This window comes from Paenibacillus amylolyticus (genome assembly GCF_003719335.1).
Lineage (GTDB): Bacteria > Bacillota > Bacilli > Paenibacillales > Paenibacillaceae > Paenibacillus > Paenibacillus amylolyticus_D.
Map to the genome: position 1 here is coordinate 64,975 of NZ_RIAS01000020.1, position 26,444 is coordinate 91,418.

General features: G+C 42.5%; 22 protein-coding genes and 2 pseudogenes. 19 read left to right on the forward strand and 5 right to left on the reverse strand.

What is annotated here, in order from left to right:
* The first annotated feature begins 125 nt into the window (after positions 1–125).
* Genes EC604_RS26080 through EC604_RS26125 form a run of 10 tightly spaced genes read left to right on the forward strand, consistent with a single transcriptional unit; the run spans position 126 to position 10,117 of the window.
* Positions 126–785: a class I SAM-dependent methyltransferase gene (locus EC604_RS26080; RefSeq protein WP_205127956.1), complete on the forward strand. Its 660-nt coding sequence runs from the start codon at positions 126–128 to the stop codon at positions 783–785.
* The gene (locus EC604_RS26085; protein WP_123066949.1) at positions 775–1,017 is read left to right on the forward strand and encodes an acyl carrier protein; all 243 of its coding nucleotides are present in this window, start codon (positions 775–777) and stop codon (positions 1,015–1,017) included. Before EC604_RS26080 ends, EC604_RS26085 begins: the two co-directional genes overlap by 11 nt.
* Positions 1,014–2,354: a hypothetical protein gene (locus EC604_RS26090; RefSeq protein WP_123066950.1), complete on the forward strand. Its 1,341-nt coding sequence runs from the start codon at positions 1,014–1,016 to the stop codon at positions 2,352–2,354. The genes EC604_RS26085 and EC604_RS26090 overlap by 4 nt, the downstream gene beginning before the upstream one ends.
* 50 nt (positions 2,355–2,404) lie before the next feature.
* On the forward strand, positions 2,405–3,571 hold the full coding sequence (locus tag EC604_RS26095; RefSeq protein ID WP_123066951.1) for a UDP-glucuronosyltransferase: 1,167 nt from the start codon (positions 2,405–2,407) through the stop codon (positions 3,569–3,571).
* Positions 3,534–4,628: a radical SAM protein gene (locus tag EC604_RS26100; protein WP_240037229.1), complete on the forward strand. Its 1,095-nt coding sequence runs from the start codon at positions 3,534–3,536 to the stop codon at positions 4,626–4,628. The genes EC604_RS26095 and EC604_RS26100 overlap by 38 nt, the downstream gene beginning before the upstream one ends.
* Positions 4,629–4,685: 57 nt before the next feature.
* Positions 4,686–5,876, forward strand: a complete 1,191-nt coding sequence (locus tag EC604_RS26105; RefSeq protein WP_123066952.1) for a radical SAM/SPASM domain-containing protein — start codon at positions 4,686–4,688, stop codon at positions 5,874–5,876.
* Positions 5,873–6,919, forward strand: a complete 1,047-nt coding sequence (locus EC604_RS26110) for a Gfo/Idh/MocA family protein (RefSeq protein ID WP_161557055.1) — start codon at positions 5,873–5,875, stop codon at positions 6,917–6,919. Before EC604_RS26105 ends, EC604_RS26110 begins: the two co-directional genes overlap by 4 nt.
* Entirely contained in the window at positions 6,919–7,689 is a 771-nt protein-coding gene (gene rfbF, locus EC604_RS26115; protein ID WP_123066954.1) for a glucose-1-phosphate cytidylyltransferase, read from the forward strand. Before EC604_RS26110 ends, rfbF begins: the two co-directional genes overlap by 1 nt.
* Entirely contained in the window at positions 7,680–8,816 is a 1,137-nt protein-coding gene (locus EC604_RS26120; protein WP_123066980.1) for an NAD-dependent epimerase/dehydratase family protein, read from the forward strand. The genes rfbF and EC604_RS26120 overlap by 10 nt, the downstream gene beginning before the upstream one ends.
* The gene (locus EC604_RS26125) at positions 8,813–10,117 is read left to right on the forward strand and encodes a UDP-glucose dehydrogenase family protein (RefSeq protein ID WP_123066955.1); all 1,305 of its coding nucleotides are present in this window, start codon (positions 8,813–8,815) and stop codon (positions 10,115–10,117) included. The genes EC604_RS26120 and EC604_RS26125 overlap by 4 nt, the downstream gene beginning before the upstream one ends.
* Positions 10,118–10,301: 184 nt before the next feature.
* Here EC604_RS26125 and EC604_RS26130 read toward each other — a convergent pair whose 3' ends face one another.
* The 3 genes from EC604_RS26130 to EC604_RS26140 form a co-directional block, all read right to left on the reverse strand.
* Positions 10,302–11,150: an oxidoreductase gene (locus EC604_RS26130; RefSeq protein WP_240037230.1), complete on the reverse strand. Its 849-nt coding sequence runs from the start codon at positions 11,148–11,150 to the stop codon at positions 10,302–10,304.
* 80 nt (positions 11,151–11,230) lie between these two features.
* Entirely contained in the window at positions 11,231–11,599 is a 369-nt protein-coding gene (locus EC604_RS26135; RefSeq protein ID WP_123066957.1) for a MerR family transcriptional regulator, read from the reverse strand.
* 94 nt (positions 11,600–11,693) lie between these two features.
* Positions 11,694–12,272, reverse strand: a complete 579-nt coding sequence (locus tag EC604_RS26140) for a TetR/AcrR family transcriptional regulator (protein ID WP_123066958.1) — start codon at positions 12,270–12,272, stop codon at positions 11,694–11,696.
* Between the two features lie 59 nt (positions 12,273–12,331).
* Here EC604_RS26140 and EC604_RS26145 point away from each other — a divergent pair.
* From EC604_RS26145 to EC604_RS26165, 5 genes and pseudogenes are all read left to right on the forward strand, one after another.
* Positions 12,332–12,732, forward strand: a pseudogene (locus tag EC604_RS26145) (SDR family NAD(P)-dependent oxidoreductase).
* A gap of 347 nt (positions 12,733–13,079) precedes the next feature.
* Entirely contained in the window at positions 13,080–15,851 is a 2,772-nt protein-coding gene (locus tag EC604_RS26150; protein ID WP_161557056.1) for a glycosyl hydrolase, read from the forward strand.
* A gap of 61 nt (positions 15,852–15,912) precedes the next feature.
* Entirely contained in the window at positions 15,913–16,773 is an 861-nt protein-coding gene (locus EC604_RS26155) for a sugar phosphate isomerase/epimerase family protein (RefSeq protein ID WP_123066960.1), read from the forward strand.
* Complete coding sequence (locus EC604_RS26160; protein WP_123066961.1) at positions 16,766–17,857, forward strand: Gfo/Idh/MocA family protein; 1,092 nt, start codon at positions 16,766–16,768, stop codon at positions 17,855–17,857. The genes EC604_RS26155 and EC604_RS26160 overlap by 8 nt, the downstream gene beginning before the upstream one ends.
* A 40-nt stretch (positions 17,858–17,897) precedes the next feature.
* On the forward strand, positions 17,898–18,986 hold the full coding sequence (locus EC604_RS26165) for a Gfo/Idh/MocA family protein (RefSeq protein ID WP_161557057.1): 1,089 nt from the start codon (positions 17,898–17,900) through the stop codon (positions 18,984–18,986).
* Between the two features lie 231 nt (positions 18,987–19,217).
* On the opposite strand, the pseudogene EC604_RS26170 reads toward EC604_RS26165, so the two are convergent.
* Positions 19,218–19,376 (reverse strand): annotated as a pseudogene (locus tag EC604_RS26170) (LacI family DNA-binding transcriptional regulator); the annotation flags it as partial.
* Between the two features lie 255 nt (positions 19,377–19,631).
* Here EC604_RS26170 and EC604_RS26175 point away from each other — a divergent pair.
* The 3 genes from EC604_RS26175 (at position 19,632) to EC604_RS26185 (ending at position 23,190) form a co-directional block, all read left to right on the forward strand.
* Positions 19,632–20,864 carry a cytochrome P450 family protein gene (locus EC604_RS26175; RefSeq protein ID WP_123066964.1) on the forward strand — a complete coding sequence of 411 codons (1,233 nt, stop codon included), beginning with the start codon at positions 19,632–19,634 and terminating at the stop codon, positions 20,862–20,864.
* 61 nt (positions 20,865–20,925) lie between these two features.
* Positions 20,926–22,260, forward strand: coding sequence for a family 43 glycosylhydrolase (locus EC604_RS26180; RefSeq protein ID WP_123066965.1), 1,335 nt, complete (start codon positions 20,926–20,928; stop codon positions 22,258–22,260).
* A gap of 159 nt (positions 22,261–22,419) precedes the next feature.
* Positions 22,420–23,190, forward strand: coding sequence for an SDR family NAD(P)-dependent oxidoreductase (locus tag EC604_RS26185; protein WP_123066966.1), 771 nt, complete (start codon positions 22,420–22,422; stop codon positions 23,188–23,190).
* Positions 23,191–23,362: 172 nt separating this feature from the next.
* Here EC604_RS26185 and EC604_RS26190 read toward each other — a convergent pair whose 3' ends face one another.
* Positions 23,363–24,592, reverse strand: a complete 1,230-nt coding sequence (locus EC604_RS26190) for a cytochrome P450 (protein ID WP_123066967.1) — start codon at positions 24,590–24,592, stop codon at positions 23,363–23,365.
* A 451-nt stretch (positions 24,593–25,043) separates the two neighbouring features.
* On the opposite strand from EC604_RS26190, the gene EC604_RS26200 reads away from it, so the two are divergent.
* Complete coding sequence (locus EC604_RS26200; protein WP_205127957.1) at positions 25,044–26,399, forward strand: glycosyl hydrolase 53 family protein; 1,356 nt, start codon at positions 25,044–25,046, stop codon at positions 26,397–26,399.
* Positions 26,400–26,444: the final 45 nt, after the last annotated feature.

The window sequence follows — 26,444 nt, forward strand, 5'->3', positions numbered from 1 at the left end:
AATTGGGGATTTATGGCGTACAAGGTGTCTTTATTATTCTGTTCCTGCTGTTAACCCCTGTCTACTATTTGAACAAATGGGACTTTAAACGTCACAAAAAGCGGAAGCCTTTCTATACCAGTAAATTGGTTCGATTGCAAGAGCGTTATCCGATTTTCTACGAATTGGCCATGTACGTTCAAAATTTCCCTATTCCTCGTAATGTCTACAAAGTTTTACCCCCTTTAAAGGGCGATGTTCTTCAGGTGGGCTGTGGTACAGGTTTATTAAACAAGTATCTTCGCAAGCAGAAGGATGTTCGTTTTTTCAACATGGATCCAAATTTAAATGCTCTGAAACTTGGAAAGAAGTGGGGAAGGTTTGATTCTTATATCCATGCCTTCATTGATAAGCCGACTTCTTTACCTGATCATAGCTGCGATATGATTTTGTTTGCACGAAGCTTTCATCACATTCGTCATCACAAAAAAGCCTTCGTTGAGAGCTCCAGACTGTTACGTGACGGTGGATCTATCATTATTGCCGACCCGGTTGTTCTCAAGCCTCTTTCAGGTTCTACAATGGAAAGTGGCTATATGGCGAACTCTTCGATTGATGGTGTAATTTGGAGATTTACGAAAGAATCGTTAATTGCTCACATTGAGCGCTGTATTCCTCCTGAATTAAAGATTGAATCCGTAACCGAAACAAGACAAGTGCATGTAACGAATTACAATTTATTTGTACCTCAGACAGATATCGTAGTGGTAATGCGAAAAAGGGAGGCTGTATACAATGACAACTAAAATTATTGAGATCATAGCTGAAATCAAGGAAGACCCAAGCCTGGTTAACAAGCTGAATGAATCCTCTGATCTGACTCATGATGCAGGAATGGATTCACTGCAGATTATCAATTTTATTTTACGTATTGAAGAAGAGTTCGATATTGAAGTTGATTTTGATCATTTCAGTCTGGAGCATCTGCAATCCGTGCAGAAATTTTCACAATTCATCCATCAGATGGCCAGCGTATGAATTTTGCTCTACATTGTGGATCATTTGAAGCAGAGCGGTACTGGCGCGATTCCCGGCTTGCTTCTATTCCTGCCATACAGAATATACAAACAAAGAAGATTACTGATTCCATGGACGAGCTTCTGTTTGTCTTTTGTAAAACCGGAGACTTGCTGCTTACTCGCCATGTCATGGACTCCGTTCAATATGATTATATTCGCTCGATCGGGTATGACATCCATATGAATCGAAATCCCTGGTTTACCTCAGATAGGGAGAACGAAATGGATCACTTAAATGTCTTTGAAATCATGACTCTCTCTAATGTTACGGATCAACTACTATCTTGCTTTTCTTTGGAAAAAGCAACCTTGGAAGCGTTTGCGGCAATACCCGGAATGCTAGCTTTTGCACAAAGGCATCATCTTGCATCCCATTATCCCGAGCAAAATATTGTACAGCGCATTAATGCTAAATCGTACTCACTTGAAATGCGCGATAGATTGAACCTGCCGAATGTCGGCAGAGTGGTCGAGGGGAGGGAGCAACTACTTGCGATCACCAGAAAAATGCTTTGTGACGGAGCTGTACTATTAAAGGATGAGTTTGGTGTGTCCGGAAAAGGAAATTTCGTCATTCACTCCGAAAAAGCCTTGCTTCGTTTGATCAAGCACCTGGATAAGCAAGTTGCACAGGAAAAGTTGATTCGTTTTGTCGTAGAACCTCTGCTGGATCGTAAATTTGATTTCTCTTGCCAGCTTTACATTCATGAATCGGGCGAGGTTCAACTCGTTTCTTTTCAACAACTTGATAATCATGGATACGCATTCGGTGCTTCACATACGATGAGTGAATCCTTCAAAGCGCACTTATATGATTCCGGTTATACGGATCAAGTGTTAGAAATCGGACGCTTATTATATCAAGACGGCTATTTCGGTGATGTTTGTATCGATTCTATGATATTACAAGATCATTCAATTGAACCTTTGGTTGAAATAAATGCCCGCAAATCCATGAGTTTAATTAAACACGGTGTAGATGATTTAATTACCAACACACAGCTGCATAGCAGCCTAGTACAGTTCAATCTCGCAGTTCCTGCCCGTTTCCAATATGAGCACTTGCTTCAAAATTTAAATCAACAGCAGATCTTGTACACCAAAGAGAGAGGGATGGGCATCTTGCCACTCTCCTCCGGAACTCTTATTTCTGCTTTGATAAATCGTGATCAGAATGAACGTACCATGGGACGACTCTATTTTGCAGTTATTTATGAGAGCCAGCAGCATATGCAAAATGTAGTTGCTGGAGTTAACCAGTCATTGTTGGATTCAGGGATAAACATGATTACCTAGCCCGAGTTTGTCGGGATTCCAAACTTACTATGCTAGGGGAGACGGTGCAAATGGGTCAAAAGATTACTATATTATGTTCCGGTTTCGGATTGGGTTTTTATATCCCAGGACTAATCATCGCAAAAAGGTTACAGCAACTCGGCCTGGAAACCTGCATTGAAGTATTCGAAAACGTGATGAATGAGGACAAGCAATTCAAAACAGACCAAAGCAGACAGGCTTATCGTGAAAATTTCGCTGTCGCTCTTGCATCACAACGAATACCTGGAGACATTCGCCAAAGTCTGAACTCCGCTGCAGTAAAGTCTCTACTTGACCAGTGGCTGGAGGAAGGACGTACTCGATTTATCGTGTTGTCCGGGCACTGGGTCCACTTGCTGGATATTCTGCGTGAACGAACAAAGGATGAGATTGACGTGGATCTGTTGTATGTGGACTCCAGTCTATCCCCCTCATGGAAACAATTACTGAAGCTTAAACCGGACTATGCCTCATTTTATCGGGAAATTCCGCTGTATCATCCGAACAGGCTTGAGATTATGTATCGACTTGATGTGGATGATAAACCGTCGGTTCCATATGAAGAACGCGCAAGTCGTCTCGTTATTCATGGAGGAGGATGGGGCGTTGGAACCTTCAGGGAAAAGCTTCGTCAGCTCTTGGACACTGAACACGGGTATGACTTGGATATTGTAGCATACACGGAAGAAGAGGTGGTCCCTTCAAATACGCCAGGTTTACGCTATGTAATGAATGATCCTCATTGGAGGACATGGTTCAGAGACGAGTCTGGTTTGCACACATTTCCTCCATACGTTATTACGGATTCTGGTAAACCCTTTGTTTACAAGACACCCATTGAGCATCACGGACTATATGGATTAGTTCGCCAAGCCATGGCGGTTGTATCCAAGCCTGGTGCAGGGGCTTTGATGGATTCTTTAGCATCAGGCACACCACTCATTATGCTTGAACCATTTGGTGAGCATGAGAAGCGTAATGCATCCATCTGGGAGGAAAACGGGTTTGGCATACCGTACAACGTATGGGTTGAGCAGGGCTACTCCAAAGATCTACTAGCACAACTTGCTCATAATCTGATCTCTAGACAGCAACAGATTCAAGATTATCCCACAGAATATATGAGCCGCTTCATTCATTCCGAGAAGGAGGCATTACATGCAGATCGAATCCACAATAACCATGCCAAATCTTGATGTCTCATTACCCAAGTGGGTTTTTTTACAACTGCTTGAGAGCTGTAATCTTCGATGCAGAATGTGTTACGAATGGGGAGAGAACGGTCCTTATCGTGAGTATAAGGTTTTAAACCAATTAAGTATCGATGTGATTCGTGATATTATCGCAACCTGCAAACCCGCACAACCTTACTATGAGCTCTACGGAGGGGAACCTCTGCTGCATCCTCAAATTGGTGAAATCCTTCAGGCCATTCATGAAGCAGGGAGTAAAGTTCATTTTCCGACGAATGGAACGCTTTTGGAGAAACATGCAGAGATGTTAATTCAATATCCGCCTGAACGGATATGGATTTCACTTGATGGTCCGGAAGAAATTAATGATGCTCAGCGTGGTAAGGGAGTTTTTAAAAAAGCTATTCGCGGAATCAACAAACTACTTTCCTTAAGAGAACAAGCGGGAAGTGCGTACCCGCAGATCGGGATTAGTACAGTCGTTACACCTGCAAATCACCGGCATCTGGAACGATTTTTCTTTGAATCCATTGATATTTCCAAGCTGGATTGCATCAGTATTGAGCTGCAGGCTTATATAACGGAGGAAAACCATCAGCAGTATAGCGGGATTCTCAGAAAAGAATTTGGAGTGCAAGAAGCGCCTCTATCCAAAGGATTTGTTTGTGATCCAGCCATTTTTTCGGACATGGATGCGGGTCTGATTGAGAAACAAGTCCAGCGTCTAGCTGAATTTTGCGAAAAAAACAACAAATATATGAATACGTATCCTCAAATGATGTCGGAGGATAACATCAGGAAATACTTTTCCGCAGACTGGCATTCGATGACGCATATCAAAAAACGCTGCCCTTTTCCGTGGATAAGCACCGAAATTAACGCCAGAGGTGATGTTACGTCCTGTCATGCTTATTATGATCTTACGCTGGGCAACGTTAATGATGAGAGCATTGCTGCGATCTGGAGAGGGGAAAAGTACAAGCAATATCGGCGTTATCTTCGTAAGCATCTTTTGCCTATCTGCCAAGGTTGCTGCCTGTTTTATAACGAAAAACCCTAAATGGGAACGCGGACATAAAGTTTTTAACAAAATCTCAGTCTGAAAGGAAGAGATATGATGCAGCCTAACAGTCGGGTAGAAATGGATGATAAATCATTTGAGATTTTGAAACGAACGATGAGAAATGTGGTTATTCCGCATAGAGAGCGAAAGCTAAACCCTTCATTTAAGATGGACATGCCCGAAGTGGTTGCGTTAAAACTGACCAATCGATGCAATCTGCGATGCAAACACTGTTACCAGTGGAATGAGTCGGGCTACCATCATGATATGGATAAAACGGAACAAAATATGGACATGGACCTTGCTGTTTTTCAGCGAGTATTGGAAGAAACTCATCATACGAAGTCCAGACTGTATTTATGGGGTGGAGAACCGCTTTTCCACCGGGATATTCGTGGTATTCTCGACTTGCTTGAAAAAGACCCCCGAGAAACAACGATTTGTACTAACGCATACCTGATCGAGAAATTTGAAGATGAGTTGTGTCGTATCTCACCTCACCTTGAGTTACTTATTGCCATTGAAGGGTTTGAGAAAGAACATGATCTGATACGTGGAAAAGGATCCTTTGACAAAGTGATGAAACAGATCGACCGGCTGATGGAACTACGTAAAGAAGGAAAGTTTCAGGGGAAAATATCGATACACACGGTAATTAACGACAGTATGATTGGTCAACTACTTCCATTAATGAAATTCTTTGAAGAAAAAGGGATTGATCTGGTTTTATTATGTTTCCCCTGGTATATCTCACATGAAACGTCGGCAGAAATGGATACCTTTTTTCAGGAAAACTTTAATTGGCTTCATCCCATGGACCAGCAGCACCGCAGCAGCTGGCATGCTTTTAAATATCACATCAAACCCGAGCATATTCCAGCATTAATGATGGATCTCAGTGCAATTAATGAACATACATGGAAAACACGGATAAGATATCAGCCTGGACTGGACTTTGATGAAATTGAAGATTTCGTGAGTGGTCGTTCAATGACTTCACGCTGTGCTTCGAATTGTTTGGCACTGAGCACAAGAGCAGATATTACACCAACAGGCAATGTAAGTGCCTGTAAGTTTTTCTCCGAATTTTCTGTAGGCAACTTGCATGATCAATCATTATCCGATATTTGGCATTCGAAAGCTTATGATCAAATACGAACCACATTAGGAAAACAGTTGTCCCCCGCCTGTTCAAAATGCAATGTATTATACCTGCATGGCTCATCGTCGCTGACTCATATATGAACGAGCTCAACAAAAACACTTGCCGGCTTGGCATACTTGGCAGTGCAGCTATCGTTAGCCGTGCTGTTTTGGATGTCATTTCGCATATACCACAGGTGGAGGTAGTAGCCATAGCTAATCGTACCCGCTCGAAGGCACTTCACCTGGCCCAACGGTACTCCATCCCTCATGTCCTGCACTCTCTTGAGGAGGTACTGGAGCATCCGCATGTTGATGCCGTTTATATTGCACTTAGCAATGACCTCCATATGGAATGGGTTTTACGTGCACTTGAGGCTGGCAAACATGTGCTTGTAGAAAAACCTGCAGGATTAGGGAAGGAGGATGCCCAGCAGCTTGCGAGTGCTCTGAAACAATCTCCTTCACTCATCTTCATGGAAGGGATAATAACTGCACATCATCCCTGGCAAGCTGCTCTCAAAGCCATTGTAAACTCTGGTCAATACGGCTTGTTAAATCGGACAGAAACCCGTATTAGCATTCCAGCACCCAAAAGTCATCGTGATAATTATCGAAGTGTGAAACTCAAGGGTGGAGGTTGCTTTAATGACCTTGGTTGTTACTGGCTTCAATGGATACAGCATTTGGTAGGCCTGGAAGGAAGTCGAGTTTCAGCTTTTTCTAATTTTGATGGCCCCGATGGCTGTGACTGGACGTTTAATGCCAAACTTCGATATGGTAATGGGTTTGAAGCGAATGTTTTGACTTCATTCGAACTCCCTTATAAAGCCATGCATACGCTTTACTTTGAGCGGGCAACCGTGGTTGTCCCGAACTTTTTCAGACCTTTAACAGGCTTCTACAGCTTGAAAATCCGTCTGAACGATTCTAATCCGCAGACTTATTTAAAACAATTTGAACCCATGAATTATTATGTGAATCAACTACAGGCCTTCGCCAATCGCTGTCTTCACCCTGATGATCGGCAAGCTGAAGGACATTTAAGTGTTGAACGAATGATATGTCATCAAACGATTATGGAATACGCACAGCAACATGCAACAATGAATCGCGAAACCGGAAACGAAGGGAGTCACTTCTAATGAAAACAGTGATTCTATGCGGAGGTTTAGGTACAAGACTTGCAGAGGAAACGAGAGTACGCCCTAAACCTATGGTTGAGATCGGTGAAATGCCAATTTTGTGCCACATTATGCATATCTATAGTTCGCAGGGGTTTCATGAGTTCGAGCTTGCTCTGGGATATAAATCTAATTATATCAAAAAGTATTTTCTGGATTACCCGTTTTTATATAATGATTTCTCGGTGAGTCTGGATCAAAATCAAACCGATTTACTAACAGCAACAAAACTGAACTGGAAAATCAATCTAATCGATACGGGACAAGCCACAATGACCGGGGGAAGAATAGCGCGATTGAAACAGCGTCTACACGGTGAACCCTTTATGTTAACTTATGGCGACGGTATCGGAGATATCGATCTTCATAAGCTGATAAGCTTCCATAAAAGTCATGGCAAGCTTGTAACCGTAACAGCAGTTAGACCCAAAGCCCGCTTTGGCATAATGAAATGTCAGGATCGTACAGTAACTTCCTTTCAAGAGAAGGGGCAGTTATCTGATGAATGGATAAACGCGGGTTTTTTTGTTATGGAACCAAAGGTATTGGATTATATCCATGGAGATCAGACAGAATTAGAGCGCCATGTGTTACCAGAACTTGCTCATCAGGGGCAATTAATGGCCTATTATCATGAAGGTTATTGGGCGTGTATGGATACAATTCGGGACAAACAGGAATTGGAACAATTATGGGAGGAAGGGAATGCACCATGGAAAATATGGGGTTAGATTCAATAGAACATGACCAATCTCGTACATTCAACCTTCACTGGGAGCCTGGTTTCTTCGGAAACGAAATCATTGAAGAAGACTTGAACTATATAACTCAAAAATTGGAGCAGAGACATTTATTCTCAGGATGTCGGTTTTTAATTACCGGAGGTGGAGGTTTTATTGGTTACTACCTCGTGCTTGCCCTTTTACATATAAACAGGTCAGGCACGCCGATTAAACATATTACTGTTTTGGATCGTTTTCCTAAAGGAATCCCTTCATGGCTTGAACGACTTCAGGCCGTAGGGGAGCCCTTAACTGCAGCTGTCTTTGACGTGACTACGGATTCATTTTCTGATTATATTTCGGGGACTGATTATATCTTTCACATGGCATCCATCGCATCACCATCATTTTACCGGAAGTATCCACTGCGTACGCTGGAGGCTAATGTATTTGGCTTGCAGCGTCTGTTACATGCTTGTCTGTCTCACCAACCGAAAGGCATATTATATTTTTCAAGCAGCGAGATTTATGGTGATCCCGATCCAGAGTATATACCCACCTCAGAACAATACAACGGTAATGTAGCTACCATTGGGCCGAGGGCTTGTTATGATGAGTCCAAGCGGATGGGAGAAACGGTCTGCTCGTTGTATCATCAAGAGCATCAGCTCCCCGTGCGTATTGTTCGCCCCTTCAACAATTATGGTCCCGGGCTTGAGCTGAGTGATCAGAGAGTTGCTGCAGACTTTGCCAAAGCGATCAAAGAAAAGCGAGCAATTGATATTCTATCAGATGGTACACCAACCCGAACGTATTGTTACATTGCGGATGCCATCGTGGGGTATTTTAAAGTCATCACTCATTCTGAATTTGATGTATTTAATATTGGAGCCGATTCCCAAGAAATCAGTGTATCCCGTCTGGCACAACTATTTGCTAAATGTTCAAGGGAACTAACAGGGTATTTTCCTGCAGTTACATATCAAAAATCAGCTGATCCCCATTATTTGACTCATAACCCACAACGAAGATGCCCCAGCATTAAAAAAGCGAGAAAACTACTTCGTTTCAATCCTGAAATCGGATTAGAACAAGGAATCCGGCGTTACTTGATCAGTTGCGGGGTGGGGAGATGAATATAAAAGATTCCATAGATATTACTGTTATTGGATTAGGTTTTGTTGGACTAACCGCCGCGCTGGGGTTTGCGGAAAAGGGCTATTCGGTAAAGGCATATGACTCGGATATCTATAAAACAAGAGAATTGAGCAAGGGTGAACTTCCATTTCATGAGCCAGGTTTATCCACTATGCTGAACAAACATTTGAATGAAAATTTAGTACTGTGTGACAGTCTGGAGGAATCCCTTTCCGATGCTAAACTGATTTTTATATGTGTCGGTACTCCTTACCTTGAAGGAGCAGGCCTTGATCTGTCTATGCTGCTTAATGTGGTTAAAGACATATGTCGATTTTCATCTAAAGATGCATATCCAAGCATCATAGTCAAATCAACTATACCCCCAGGCACAATGCGCACCAAGATCAAGCCAGTTGTAGAGGATTGCGGACTTCGAGTTGGACAAAATATCGGCTTGGCATACAATCCGGAGTTTTTGAGAGAAGGTAACGCTTGGGATGACTTTATGCATCCTGATCGAATCATCATAGGTGAATTAGATCGGGTAACGTCAGATTCACTTGTAAAGCTCTATGAAAGTTTTACTGTGCCATATGCCCAAGTGAGCGCAGAAACAGCAGAAATGCTCAAATTTTCTTCCAATGCATTGCTCGCAACGATGATCAGCTTCGCAAATGAACAGGCACTAATTGCAGAACATATAGGACAGGTGAATATACCTGAGTTATTCCGCCTCTTGCACATGGATAAACGTTGGTCAGGGTCTCCGGCTGGAATGATTAATTATGTTTATCCCGGCTGCGGATTCGGAGGATATTGTCTTCCTAAGGACACTCTTGCTCTGAAAAATGCGGCAAATCAACATGGTGTTGAAGCAAAGGTATTGAACGCTGTTATGGAAGTAAATCTTGATATATCTGAACACACGGTCAGAAAGGTAATCAGAAGTCTAAAACATCGGGATGAACAAATCGGCATACTCGGTTTAGCTTTCAAACCTGGAAGCGATGATGTTAGATACTCCCCCGCTGTAGGGATTATCGAAGCACTTCTGGATGAGGGATGCACGAATCTCTCTGCTTATGATCCGATGGCTATGAGGAATTTTGAAGAGCACTACGGTTATCCATTAAAGATGGCAAACTCACTGGATGAAATCGTAGCAGGTAGTGATATTTGTGTCATTGTTACTGCCTGGCCAGAGTTTCAAGTTCTAACCGATCATGCAAGCGACATTCGGATAATAGATGCAAGGTACATGCTTGAAAACAAAGAAGCAAGCGTATTGGTAAACTAGAGTGGCATTCATTCCGTGGAGCAGAAACCTTTAGTTGCTTCATCTCTCAAGACTAAATCCAAACCAGGCTATGCATCGAAATAAAAATCGTAAACAGCTTATACTTTCTGGCAAGTAACAAAATCCCACAAGGCTATCACATAAAAAAGTGATGCCCTGTGGGATTTTGTAATTCAAGCTTTTTTTATTTGTAATCTGCGTTTATCGTTGTTTCTTTCCATTGTTCTATGCTGGCAAGCAGGCTGTTAAATTTATAGGTCGCTGTATCGTAGGCTTGTTGTCCCAGCAACAAACGAAGAGGCGGTTCTGTTGTTTCCACAACTTTAATAACTGCTTCGGCAGCCTTTGCAGGATCTCCAGTTTCTTGACCAGCACCGAGTTCGATCCCTTGCAACATTTGTCCGACGATGGATTCTTTAAGCTCAGGGATGCTTGTCTCTGTTTTGACAGAAGAACGGCCAGCCCAATCTGTGCGGAAACCGCTTGGCTCTATTAAAGTCACATGAATATTAAAAGGTGTCAATTCTTGGGAGAGACTCTCGGATATGCCCTCAACAGCGTATTTTGTAGCATGATAATAGCCAAGGGTCGGGAATGAAGCCAGACCACCAATGGATGAGAAGTTTATAATGTGACCACTTTTTTGTGATCTCATATGTGGAAGAACGGCATTGGTTACATGCATGAGACCCCAGAAGTTAACCTCGAACATCTTACGGGTTTCTTCCTCTACGCTTTCCTCAACGGAGCTGAAATATCCGATACCTGCATTGTTCACAAGCACATCTATACGGTTAAACTTCTCAATCGTGCGGTCAACCACATTGCGGATCTGTTCTGGACTAGTCACGTCCAGTGGGAGAGCAATTACCTGATCCTCATGCCCGGCAATAAGATCTGTTACCTGCTGAACATTACGTGCGGTCACGACAACTTTATAACCTGCTTCAATCGCTTTCTGCGCGATGTGTCGCCCAAATCCTGTTGAACATCCAGTGATAAGCCAAACTTTTGATTCTGACAATGTAATCACTCCTTCAAGGTAATAACTTTACTCTACCTCTTAAAGTTAACTTGAAGTCAATACTCATTTTGAAAAATAAATATTCATAGCTATTTCATCTTCTTATGCATTAAAACATCGTAAATCGCTATCTTCCGAATAATCTTTTCCAGATGGAACTGAGTCTGAGCCACAGTACGTTCCACTTTAGTTTTATGCATAAGCAAAAATTGTTTTCTGGCATCCAGGGAAGGATCACCTTGGCGAATCAGCTCTGTATAAGCCTTAATGTCTTCAATAGACATTCCCGTATCTTTTAAAGCGACAACCAGTTCAAGCCACTCTAAAACCTCCTCAGAATATTCTCTTCTACCTGAAGCATTCCGTTCAACGTGCGGCAATATGCCTTCTTGTTCATAATAACGTAGCGTGGAGGGACGTAAACCTGTGATCTTCTCAATTTCACTAATACTGTACATGTAAGATGCTCCTTTAATAGTTAAAGTTAACTTGAAGTGAATTGTACCCTTTTCATGAAGCAAAAGCGAATTCCTTGTCGCTTGGTCTTGTATTTCAGTCTAGAAACATTGAAGTTGTCATCCATATTACTCGTTGAGAAAGAATTTCAGGGGAAGGCCTCGTTTCCTCTTTGAGGTAGTTGTGTATAGTCTGTAACGTGCCTCCGACATTCCACTCAATTAGAAAGTTATAATTTTCATCGCTAATGTTTGGATTTCTCCTCATTTTCATTAGGATACTACGAATGCTTTGTTGTAAATGTTCAATATATATTTTTTTGTATTCTGGAAACTCCTCCGATAAGAGCAATTTGTAGCCTTTCGCATGTTGATCATAATGTGTGTAATTGAGTTGAATGAAAAGTTCAAGTTCAGCAGGTTCGTATTTGTTGATTAATGCAACATATTCTTCGATCAGCAATTCGAGAATTTCCTCTATTAATTCATCCTTCGAAGAATAGTGATTGTAGAAAGTAACACGGTTAACACCAGCTTGCTTAGCGATGTCGGTTACGTTTACCAAAGCATAAGTAGTATGCTGCAAAAGGTCGATTAATGCTTCTCTGAGATTTGCCCTTGTGTAGTAAATACTACACTGAAAGAAGTGAGTGTTTATAAGTTTTTTTGCTATCATGCTATCATGAATTCGGAAACATGTAAAAAATATAAACGGGTTTGAGGAAGGTGTTATATATGAATAATTCCAAGGTAGCGCTAATTACAGGTTCAGCCACAGGATTGGGACGTTCGGTTGCATTAAAACTTGCTTCACAGGGATACAACTTAGCCCTTGTCGATTTCAATGAACAGGCAGGTCAAGAAACACTACTACTTGCACAGGAGCAAGACATTCAAGCATCTTTATTAAAGCAGATGTATCTCGAGAAGAAGATGTAATAAACTATGTTGAAAAGACAGTAGAGACTTTCGGTCGTATCGACTACTTTATCAATAACGCAGGAATCATGGTACCTATGCGTTTGATTCACGAGTATGAGGGAATTTCTCTCTTTCCTAAAAAGCAACCGCTGTTCTCATCTAAAGAGAACAGCGGTTTTTTACCTATAACAATGGGCATGACACTTTCAAGTTAACAGTGCCGCTAAAATGTTGCTCTTAGGTTTCGGCATGGGGCTGGTCATGCCGTATTGACGTCTGCGCTTCAGGAGTGTTATCCCAATTCAGAGTTGGCGCAGTGATGTCCTCGAGCACCTACTTTCATCGAATTGGCAGTACGTTTGGCATGACGATTACAGGTTAAGATCGCGTTATACAATGTTTGGTTTCCGTTACAGTCTCTCTAAATCAAAGTTCTTATAATGAATATATAGCCAGTTTGGAAAACACAAGTTTCCCCATCATTCTCAACTAAGGAGTGTTTTAAATGAATACATGGAATCCAGGGGAATTCCAAATTCCCTCCAAGTGCTATCGCCCGAAAATGAGGTGGTGGCTTCCCGGGGCGTTCATGGACAAAGACGAGATTAAACGGGAGATCGAGTGGATGGCGGAAGCCGGCTACGGCGGTGCGGAAATCATCCATTTCTTCCCGATCCCTTCCGCGGATGTAAATCCAGCGGATTATGGCCGCTTCGTTTTCGGAGGCGATGAATGGAACAACCGCATGAAAGCTGCACTCGAAGCCGCCATCCCGCTTAACTTTCAGTTGGATTTCACTATAGGACCGCTGTGGCCGATCGCGACGCCCGCCGTCATGGACAAGAATGACGATCGCTGCACACATGGGTTGCATATCGGGGCGGCGGTAGTCGTGGGGACGTACAACGGAGCAATTCCTGTGCCCAATACGATCGATCCCGCACGTCCTTATAAGCTTGTGGCTGTAACGGCTGCTCGGAGACACAGCGGCGAGTCCATAGGCGAAGTCGTCACGCTGGAATTAGAGACGGCAGCAGATCTCACCTTCAGAGTTGACGACCGAAGGATAGATTGGACAGCTCCTCTTGACGGAGAATGGTACTTGTTCGGCTTTTGGAGCCAAACGAACGGACAGATGAATGACTCAATCGGTGCTCCCGCGATCGATCACTTCTCTAAAGCAGCAGCCGATGCAGTTACGGGCTTCTGGGACAATCGCCTGTTTGCGGATCCGGACATACGTGCCTTATACGAGAAGAACGCCGGAAGCTTGTTCTGTGATTCCATTGAATTGAACGCAACTATGCTAGGCGGGATGTACGGTGCGACGCCGATGCCCGTCGCGATCTGGTCTCCCGCCGTATTGGAGGAGTTCCGTATGCGTCGAGGCTATGATTTGACTCCTTATCTGCCTTCGATATTCGTCAAAGGTTTGTATCAGCTAGGCGCGGGCAATCGGACGGACGGAGACTCGGATTACGATTTCACTGACCGCTCGGCAAACCTACGCATTAGGAACGACTTCTTTCAAACCTTGACAGATATGTTCCGGGACAATCACCTACGGACAATAAGAAGGTGGGCAAACGGACATCATATGAAGCTTCGTTATCAAACTTATGGCATGCCTACCGAACTCTCCTCGAGCCTTGCCGAAGTTGACATCCCGGAGACGGAATCACTCGGTTTCCATGATTCGACCGACGGTTACCGAATCCAATCGGGTGCCGTTCATCTGTATGATCGCGAGATCTATTCGATTGAGGTAGGCGCTGTTATGGGTTATGGCTACAAACAGACATGGACCGGACAGGACTTCGGCCTTCTCTGGCAATTGCATCGAGGCTTTGCGGCTGGCGTCAACCAGGCGGTTCTTCATGGTATGTCCTACGATACTTCATCTGCTTCGGAACATTTCGAAGCGATGTTCAAATGGCCGGGCTTGTCGCTCATGGGGTCGAGGTTCTCGAACGAATGGGGAGGACGCCAACCGAATTCCCTTCATGCTAGAGCCCTCACAGACTATATCGCGCGTACTCAATATCTGCTTCAAATTGGTAAGCCGAAAGTAGATCTGGCGATTTATCGTTATCATATTGATGGGATTCATGGCGCAATGGGAACGGAATTGACCCCGTATGAACAAGCCGGTTTCACGTATGACTTTGTAAGTCCTTGTTTGTTGGATTTAGCAAGTGCCCAAATCGGTACATTCGAGGGACATTCCGTACTGGCAGCGGACGGGCCGGCATATCGAGCTATCGTCGTAGATATGCGCAAGAAGTCGTTGACCGGAGACTGGAGGGCGTCCGATCTCCCGAATGAAACAGCCAATCAACTGATCGCCTTCGCGGAGAGCGGACTACCTGTCGTGGTCGTTGGAGAAGCTCCGTATCATGTTGCTTCGTTCTTTGGCAGCAAGGACAAGATGAAAGCCAAGGACGTCCAGCTGTGCGATCGAATCGAGCATCTGTTAAACCTGCCGACGGTAAGAGCGGTTAAGACTCAAGAAGATGCGGTCGCGGCACTGGGCGAGCTTTCCGTCATTCCTGCTGTTCAAGTCCAGTGCGAGTCGCCTCTGTTGAATGCCCGTCGGTACGAAAACGGTATTTCCTATTACTTCATCTACAATCCAAGTCAAGTGCAGGCATTCGAGGGAGAAGTGCAGTTCACAGGGACAGGGAATCCTTTCAAGCTGAACGCTTGGGATGGAACAATATGCCCGATGGCCGCTGTTCATACAGGCTCCGGTCAAACGACGGCGAAGCTACGACTCGCTCCGAACGGAACTGCTTTGATCGCGGTTGCAGATGAATGGACAGAAGCGCTTCAGCACGAGGAATATCGCGATATGATTGCGAAAGGTACGCGGATCATACCAGATCACTGGTCTCTCGTCGTGGACAGTTGGACTGCAGGCGCGCATCCGACGGAGACGAAGCTTGAAAGGATCGAGCTTGAACTTGACGAGCTGCGCTCCTGGACTCACATTCCGGTGCTCCGGCAAGTATCCGGAATTGGACGATATCGGACAAGTTTCCGCATTGAAGAGCGGAATGATACTTCCGCTGCCGTTATTTTAGAGATGGGTGAGGTGTCCGATACGTTCAGGGTCTTCGTTAACGGCCGAGAGCTCCACGGTGTCGATCAGATCGGGCGTCATATTTCAATCGGGGAATACTTGCGCTATGGAGAAAACAACGAGTTGGAAGTCGAAGTAGCGACGACCCTGAACAACGCGCTAAGCATCTTCGATCCTAACCGACAACCGCTGGATTGCGGATTGATTGGTCCTGTTGAAATCGTATTTGGGGAGAGATCGGAATACGAATAGCGTAATTTTAGTGCCGTTTTCGTTTTATTTTCCCGGTTAGATTAAAAAGGAGGTCACTTTATTGTCTATTAAAATTGGTTTACAGATGTTTTCCGTTCGAAATAAATTCAATGAAGATCGAATTAAAACATTACAGGATTTATCAACGATTGGGTATAAGCACATTGAAATCCCAATTGATTTTCAAAGTGATAGCGTTTTTAATATTAACACTCTGTCTGCCAGTGATCTAAAGCGAATGACTGAAACTGCAGGCATACAAGTACTTGCAACACATATTCCAGGTGAATTAAAAGAGCAAGAACTCAATGACATAATTTCCTATCACAAAGAGTTGGGGTGTTATAGAGCAATTATTCCTATGATGCTGTTTCAAGGAGCTCATGACGTAATCGCTTTTAGTAAGCGATTAAATGAATATGGAAAAAAACTTTGGACTCACGGGATCCAGCTATATTATCATAATCATTTTCAAGAATTTCAAAAGTTTGATGGGAAAACGGTATATGAAATCCTACTAGAAAATACAAATCCTGATTATTTGAAGTTTGAATTAGATATGTATTGGGCTATTAGGGGAGGGGCAAATGTCGAGCAGTTGCTCAAACAACTTGGAAATCGATGTGAATTAATTCATATAAAAGATTTGCCTCATCCAATTAGCTCAATAAATATACTCGAAACATTAAACGAGGAAAAAGCGATAACCTTACATGATTTCATGCCATTGTTTAATTCTGATAATTTTGTAGAAATAGGACAAGGAAAGCTGGATATTAAGGAAATTATCAAATTAGTAAAAGAGCATACAGCCACTAAGTATATCATTGTTGAGCAAGATGTTATAACGATAGATGAAATAAAAAGTGTTGAGATAAGCTTTAGCGCCTTATCTGACTTATTGGATGCTGAGTATGAATAAATTAAATGTAGGTATTATTGGCTGCGGAGCAATTGCTATGGAAAAGCATCTACCAGCATTGCTCAAACTGTCTGATAAGGTAAATGTCAAAGGTTTTGCTAGTAGAAATGAAGAAAAAGCAAAAAAAGGTGCTAATTTGGTAGGAAATGATGCAAAAATTTATACCGATTACAAAGATATGTTGCAAGATCCTGAAATTGATGTTGTTCATATCTGTACACCGAATGCATTACACAGTTCAATGACTGTCGAGGCTTTAGAGGCAGGGAAGCATGTCATGTGTGAAAAGCCTATGGCCTTGAACAGTCAAGAAGCAGAGGAAATGGTAAAAGCTGCTGAGCGTACAGGTAAAAAATTGACAATCGCATACCAGAATCGTTTCAGAAAAGATTCAATACTTTTGAAACAAGCGTGTACTAATGGCGATCTGGGAGAAATTTATGTTGCTAAAGCGCATGCAATTCGACGTAGAGGTGTCCCAACTTGGGGAGTATTCCTAAATAAAGAGATGCAAGGAGGCGGTGCACTTATTGATATTGGCACGCATGCACTTGATCTGACTCTATGGTTGATGAATAACTACGAAGTTGAAAGTGTAACCGGCGTAGTGCACAACAAATTAAGACATGAGAATAAGGCCAATCCTTTTGGACCGTGGGATCCGGATCATTTTAACGTAGAAGAGTCAGCGTTCTCTTTTATAAAAATGAAGAATGGTGCATCCATTTATCTAGAATGTTCCTGGGCTCTGAATTCACTAGATGAAAGAGAAGCAATGACTACGTTGTCTGGGACAAAAGGAGGCGCTGAAATGCGCCGGAATACAGCTTTAGGTACAAATGAACTGATATTTAATACAGAAATGTATGGAAATCTCGTTAGCACTCAGTTACAGAATGCAGCCGGTATATCGTATATATCACCCGTAGAAGAAACAGATGCTGATCGAGAAATGGCTCAATGGATTGATGCAATCCTTGAAGACAAAAATCCTGTAGTTGAACCAAGACAAGCGCTAGTCGTTACTCAGATACTTGAAGCGATTTATCGTTCAGCCGAATTAAATGACACGATTAAATTTTAAATTTAAATTTGTCGTTTTCATACTGAAAGGAGGAGTTCTAATGAGTAAAGTTCTTAATGTAGGAATTATTGGTACGGGAGAACTTGCACAAGTCGTACACTTGCCTATCCTTAAAGAATTATCCGAAAAATTCAAAGTAACCGCTCTATGTGATGTTTCGTATAATTCCCTCAAATATAACGGCGAAAAATTTGGTGTTTCAAACCTTTATACAAATGTGGAGGATCTTGTTAATGACGAAGATATTGATGTTGTTTTCGTCTGTAACAGTAACGAATATCATGCAGATGCTGCTATAGCTGCTGCCAACGCAGGTAAGCATGTTCTCGTTGAAAAGCCTATGGTGCTTTCATTATCGGAAGCAGAAGCTGTGATCGAGGCGAAAAACAGAAATAATGTTCATGTTATGGTCGGTTATATGAGAAGATATGCTCCTGCATTTGAAGCTGCAGTTAAAGAAATAGGGGGATTAGACCAAATTTTGTACGCAAGGGTACGAGATATTATTGGACCGAATGATTATTTCATAGGGCAATCTGGAACATACCCCAAAAAGTTTAACGATTTTCCTGAAGAATTAAATAAAGAAAGAGCTGAGAAATCAGAGAAGTGGATTAGAGAAGCTCTTGGTGAGGGCGCCGATGAGACTACAATTATGTTGTACTATTTCCTTACCGCTTTAGGGTCGCATGATTTTTCTGCCATGCGTGAGGCTTTGGGAATGCCAGAATCCGTATCCGGTTTTGCCTTTAATAGTGGAGGCTTCTTTATAAATGCCATTCTCAACTATCCTTCTTTCAATGTAGTTTATGAGACAGGTATGAATAACGTAGGTAAGTTTGATGCTCATCTGGAAGTGTACGGAAAGGATAAAATGGTTAGAGTAGAATTTGACACACCGTATATTAAAGGACTACCTGTTAAATTAATCGTGTCAGAAACAGAAGGGGACTTGTACAAAGAAACCGTTATTCGACATACTTATAAAGACCCTTATACGATTGAGCTGGAAGCACTTTATGATGCAATTGTTCACGATCAGGCCATAAAAACAACTCCAGAGGATTACCGTGATGACTTAATCATTTTTAATATGTTAATTGATTTCTACAAAAAGCAGAAGCAATAATTCCTGATTTAATAAACATCGATGTCTTTTGTGAATAACCTAAAAAGACAAACCAAGATCATTGATTGACCTTCGTTTGTCTTTTTTAATTCGTGAAACTCTCTTTAAAGACTTTGTGTACTTTCTCTTTTAACTAACTCCAATGGCAGAACTATGTTGTTTGGCTCTCCTGGTTCACCATGTACTAGTTTGATTATCTTTTCTGCAAGATATTTCCCAAGCTTTCATAGTTCTGGCTGCGTGATTAGGCCTGAAATTTAATTTTTCTATGGTTTGTTGAATCAATTCTCGAGTTTCTTTTTTTACTTTATCTTGTCCATTTATGACTCTGGAGACAGTTGCGATGGAAACGCCAGCTTCACGTGCTACATCTCGTATTGTAGGTTTCATAAATTTATCCCTTTAATATTAATATTCTACAAACGTTACAAATAATTTTTATCTATACAATACTTCATTTTATGGTGAAGGACAAGAAGCTTCAAACCGTACACGAGTTATGAAGTGGGAGTGCAGGTTTAGAGACAAGAAAATGTTGAATTTCGTATTACTGGAATTAAACGAAGTAATTTGAAAGTGAATCCCTAAATATGATAGTCTTTATACTGTATTGATATTTTAACTATCATTTTAGGAGGCGTTACGATGTTTACCAATGCAAATCAAGATCGCTCCAAGTCCAAAGTTGATTTCATGGATCATTCATTCATTCAGCAGCCCTTCCCAGTCTACGAAAAGCTGCGTGCCGAAGAGCCTGTCCATCGCCTTTTACTGCCTAGTGGGCACGCTGCCTGGATGGTTACCCGATATGAGGATGCCGTCAAAATTTTGCAGGATGGCCGCTTTGTAACCGGAGTTTTCGATAACAGTAACGATGAAAAGGAGGAGACACTTCATCCTCATCAGGCGATTATTTCACGAAATCTGATCAGTGTTGGTCCTGAAGATCATCGTCGACTGCGGCGCTTGATTCAGAAGGCATTTACTCCCCGTATGATTGAGAGGCTGCGGGGACGAATTGTGGAAATAAGTGATCAATTGCTAGACAAGATTCAGGCAGGAAACACTCGGGAGTTTGATTTGATCGAGGACTATGCCTTCCCGCTGCCCATTATCGTTATTTGTGAAATGCTAGGTGTTCCTCTGAAGGATCAAGACAAATTCAGAGCTTGGTCCAACACCATTATGGAGAGTGTCAGCAATCCGCAGCTGAACCAGGAAAGCGATGAAGTAATGAAGGCTTTTGTCGATTACTTACAAGAACTGATCACGGAGCGGCGCAACCATATTCAACAGGACCTCATCAGCGATCTCATCAGCATTGAGGAAGAAGGTGACAAACTAACGGAGCAGGAGTTATATGCACTAGTGTTCGTACTCATAATTGCAGGGCATGAAACAACAGTGAATCTGATTGGGAACGGCATGCTGGCGTTGCTGGAACATCCACAGCAAAAGCAACTACTTATGGATGATCCGGATCTGATTCAAGCGGCTGTTGAGGAAGTGTTGCGATTTAATGGGCCAGCTGAAATAAGCAATGTACGCTGGGCTACGGAAAATGTGGAGTTTCAGGGAATACAAATTCGCCAAGGAGACATGATGCTTGTTGCATTATCCTCAGCGAATCGGGATTCCAGTCAATTTGAAGAACCCGATACGTTTGACATTACTCGCAAAGTCAATGACCACATTGCTTTTGGTAAAGGGATTCATTATTGTCTCGGCGCTCCACTTGCTAGACTTGAAGGCGAGATTGCGATCAACGCTTTACTTCAACGGCTGCCGGAGATTCGGTTAAATACAGATCTGGAACTGCTGGAGTGGAGGCCAGGTATGATCATTCGGGGGCTCAAAGCGTTTCCGGTCGCATACTAAATAGGGGCTATTGGGGAAGTAGGATCTACTTCCTCTCTCTATCGAACAGGAGAGTGAAGATATGAAAGAATATAAAGATTGCCGTAATCCCGTGCTCCCACCGCACATATGCATCCCGGATCCGGAAGCTCACGTCATGCCGGATGGAAGGGTGTACGTTTACGGCTCATGGGATCAAGAGGAGAAGGGTTTCTGTAGCCAGGAATACAAGGTGCTTTCGTCTGCTAATATGGTGGATTGGATCGATCACGGAGTATCTTTTCATTCAAACCAGGTTCCTTGGATTTATGATGAACATGCACCCAAATATCCGGGTGTGGATCCGTCCAAGCCGTCTCCATTCATGATCAAGCTTTATGAGCTGGCCGCCCGGCATGGAATAACGGAAGCTCCCGAGCAAAAGTCGGATATGTTATTTGCTCCGGATGCGATATATAAAGATGGCAAGTATTATTTATATTTTTGCATGTCGGACGATAGCGAAGGCGTCGCAATAGCTGATAAGCCGGAAGGGCCGTTCGCCGATCCGGTTCAATTGCCGTGCGGAGGGATCGACCCGGCGGTCTTTATCGATGATGACGGACAGGCTTATTTTTATTGGGGGCAGTTCTACGCAAACGGAGTAAAATTAAAAGACAATATGGTCGAGTTTGAAGAGGGAACCATTGTCTATAACCTGATAACGGAAGAAGAGCATTATTTTCATGAAGGAAGCTCTGTCCGCAAGCACGGCGAGACCTATTATTCGGTTTATTCGAGCATCAAACGCGGCAAACCTACTTCACTTGCTTACGCAACGAGCCAATCTCCGCTCGGACCGTTTCAATACAGAGGGATCATTATCGACAACGACGGATGCGATCCGATGAGCTGGAATAATCATGGCTCGATCGAGGAAGTGAACGGACAGTGGTTTGTATTTTATCATCGTACTTCTCAGTATCGGCAGAACAAGCGCCGCCTTTGCATCGAGCCTATTTTTTTCAATGAAGATGGAACAATTCAGGAGGTGCTCATGACGTCTCAGGGTGCGGGAAGACCATTCGGCATTGATGAAAGAATAGAGGCATACCATGCGTGCCAATTATCGGGCAGTGTATACATTGCCCCTTCAAAAAACGGCGGTGAGGCATTGATCGGGATAAGTGATGAAGATCAAGCGGTCTTTAGATACACGGAATGGGAAAACCTCATAGATAATGTCTCTGTAGAGGCCAACGGAAGCGGTGAGATTCTTATTTATTTGGATGATGAGAATGAAGCGGCGGGAATCGTTGTTCTGGATAGAGGAAAATGTCTTTCTTCATCTTTTTCGGGGAAGCCGGGTAAACATGAAGTGAGATTGGAGTTCAGAAAAGTGCGTGATTTGGAAGTCCAAGCAATAACTTTCAGGTAATAATCGAAACGAATTCTTGTCGGACCTAATAATATCCTTTATTCAAAAAGCACTTCGATATTTTAGGGAGGTCTACGGTCTATGTCTAGGAGATGCCAGTTGAAAACAGCAGCTTATAATATCTAGTATGCATCCAAAAAAAGGCGGAGGGATGGAATCATGGGAAAACTGAAGGGTAAGGTTGCCATTGTAACAGGTGCAGGAGGAGGACTGGGCAGTTACATCGCCCTACGCCTGGCAGAAGAGGGCGCATCATTAATGCTTACTGATATCAATGGCTCGTCATTAGAGAAGACCGTTACACGTTGTGAACGTGCAACGTTTTCGGTTCTTGCCAAAACTGCTGATTTGTCTGAGCCTGAGCAGGTCAAATTACTGATTGAAGATACGATTGAGAAATTCGATACCATCGACATTCTAGTCAATTTGGCAATTGCTATTCGGACACCACATTCCTTTCTGGAACATGAATTGGATACACTTGATGAGAGCTACCGAACAGGACTTATATCCACTTGGCTCATGATGAAGGAAAGTTACCCGTATTTAAAACAAGGTGGAGGAAAGATCATTAATTTTGGCTCAGGAGCAGGGTATGACGGGCTTGAGGGGTATGCCGCATATGCCGCCATTAAAGAAGGAATACGGGCGCTGTCACGTGTTGTTGCCCGAGAATGGGGCAAGGACAACATCAATGTGAATGTCATAAATCCTGGAGCCCTCACGGATGGGATTCACGCACATCTGGATGCGCTGCCTGAAGAACAGCGTGACCCGCAGCTGCTGGGGTTCAAGCCCACTGCAATCGGTCGTTATGGGGACCCTTATGAAGATATCGCTCCGGTCGTTGCTTTTCTGGCAAGTGAAGATGCCAGACATATAACGGGTCAAACCTTTTTTGTCGATGGAGGCTCAATTATTAACGCATAGACACAGAAGTCATTTGACGAACGGTAATTAAATAAACAAGTGAATTGAGAACTGACTAACATAAAATTCAAGACCTCTAATTAATTCAAATAAAATCATCATACAAAAACGACCGTTCCCTCAGTGTTCAAAAAGGGACGGTCGCTTATTCATTTCATTTATGGAAGAAAAATCAAATAATGCTTTTATCCACAATTTTTAATTCTACAGGTAGAGTAAGCAGATTTTGTGTTCCTTTGTGTAAATGTAGCGCCGGATTAAAGGTTTCAGTTGGAACAATATCAGCAAATGCTTCAATGAAACACTCTAATGCTATTTGAGCTTCTAGACGCGCCAGAGGGGCTCCTAGACAAAAGTGAGGGCCTTTACCAAAGCTAAGATGCTTGTTACTATTCTCTCGGTGTATATCAAACTTGTTTGGTTCCGGGAATTGTTCTGCATCATTATTCGCGGCTCCGAGCCATATAACAATGACATCGCCTTTTTTCATAGGGACACCCAACACATCGCTATCCATAGTCAATACCCGATCAAGTGTGATGGGGAAGCGATAACGCAACGTTTCTTCAATGGCATTGGAGATAAGGCTGCGATTGGAGAGAATCTCCTGATAAATTCCTTTTTGTTCATACGCGAAAGTGTAGAACATGTTCCCAAGTAAATTGGTTGTTGTTTCATTGCCGGCAGCAAGCAGACCCAAGCTGAAGGTTACCACTTCCTCATCTGTAAGTTGTGTCCCCTCATACGCTGCAAGAGTTAAATCAGAAATAATATCCTGCTCAGGATTTTGACGTTTTTCTTTAACAATGGGAAGCAAATATTCGTTGAACTCCGACATCGCACGGTATTTTCTTTTGGCTTGATCCGTAACATCGACCTCTGAATTAGGGAAAAACAAAATATCGGACCAGTTCTTAATATAATGAAGATCTTGTCGTGGTGTGCCTAACAAATCAGAAATGACCGTGACGGGAAACGGAACGGCAAGATCACTGATCATGTCGGGCTTATTCATCTGTTTCATATTATCTATTAATTCTTTAGCAATGCCCCTTATTCTTGGTTCCCACTCCTTTAGGCTTCTTGGGGTAAAGGCACTGGATACCAGCTTGCGTATATCACGTTGAATAGGAGGATCGGTAGAATTGATATCTACACGTGTAATAACTGGTGGAATAGGTGACACACTTCTTTTCCGTATACTTGAAAATAGTTTGAAGTCACTAAGCACCCTGTTCACATCATCATAGCGAAATACGTTCCAGACGTTCTGCTTCTCATCATAATATATCGGATTATTGACAATCATATCGTGGTACCAATCATAGGGGCTCCATAATTGTTCAGGACTTTGTAACTTTGATATCTCATGAATGACGATACTGCTATGTTCTGAATACATCTTTCCAACACCACCTCTGATTTTAATATGATAAACTTCGATGTGATATCCAAACTATCAACCCCAATGAAACTCTATCACAAAAATACATAGAAATTCAAATAATATCCTTTTTAGTTATAAGCAAACTGAAAAATGCTCACAAATAGTTCGGGCTGATTCCGTTGCCCCATCGTACATAAAGGGCTTGCCCTTTCGTACGATTTTTTTTTCTTTCTTTTTCGTTATCATGGGGGTACAGGTTGCTCGGTTTGTAGCTCGAGGATTTTAGAAAAGTGAAAGGGGAAGAATTAAAATATGGCGAATATGGATGCCCTCTCGTCTCTGTAACTCAGGTTATGCTAACAATTTCCATTCTTTTTGTGGAAGAAGCACATATTAAAAAGTTTATCTCAGATAAACTTTTTAATACAATAATACCCATATTATCCATAAAAGGAGACTTTTCATCATGAATAAATTAAAGTATGTATTAAATCGAATGAAAACAAGAACAAAGATCATGATCTCTTTACTTATCATTATTTTAATCATAACAGGGATTATCGTAAGAAATTTATCCGTGTATGTGGAAGATAAAGATTATGTACCTGCTGCCACTACAGAGAAGTTCCGTGTAGCGCTTTCGGTAAGCCCGTTTTCGGGAAATGAATTTAAGACGGGGAATACTACGTATACAGCAGGAGACGTTACTGCGAAAAACCGAGAAGAATTAGAAAAGATGTATATTTCATCAGGGGCTACGGAAATGTACGCAAGAATTGCTACTAAACGATATCCTACTGAAGATAATATCGTAAATGGTGAGGAAGACTCAAATGCAAATTACCATACGTTGGAGCAAGGATTAGAGTTGGCTCAAATGGCAGCCAAATTAAATATACCTTTGAACCCTGAAATCATGCTGGCTTACACTTATATGGATATGGATCGGCAACAAGCACCTAATTTCGAGGAATATCCCGAGATATATGCTCTGCAAAATGGAAAGCCTTGGGAAGAATTAACTTTGGATGAAATGAACGTTGTCTTGGAAGCATACGGGAAATTTGTGGCAACAGAAATTTTGAAAACAGGCGTCACTGTAGATAACTGGAACCTTGGTAACGAAGCAAACTATGGTTTTGCAGGGGTAAGCATTGGGTTGAAAACCGCAGTAAACGAAAAGTTGGAAAAAGTTCCGGGCTTTATGAGACATGTCTATTCTGTGATGGGAACCAATTGGTTGAAAAATAATATTTGGAAATACAATGCGGTGCAGATGACTTCAGTAGCTAAAGGGATTAAAGAGGCCTACACTAGTTTAGGTCTTGATTCAAGCAATGTTAAGTTTTCTACTCACATCGCCACTGTAGTAACAACAGTGAATACAGCGGTCACGTATTTCAAGACATTAAAGGAAAATGGATTCCCTATTGATACTGCTGGAATTAGTTTTTATCCCAGCGCGCCAGGAGTGTACATCGACAAAATGGTTATGTATAAAAAAATAGTTACTGCCATTAACAAAGAGGTGGGTATACCTGTATTTATCGCAGAGTTTTCTTATCCTTCAGGTGAAGTGCAGGGCGCATATGCGGGATGGTCAAAAACGATCAAGGGATATCCGCATAATGAAGAAGGACAAGCGGCAATCTATCATGATGTGGTTCAGTGGGGTAAAACACATGGGCTTATAGGTATCCGTTATTGGGCTCCAGATTACAGTGGGTGGGGAAGTATGTCAATGTTCGATTACTCGGATCATGGCGCTAAAGCCAAGAAAATATTAATGGATGCTATTTCCGAAGAAAACAAATTGAAATAACGTTTAATTTAATCAGGTCAATATAGAAAAGTCGCTTATAGCGGC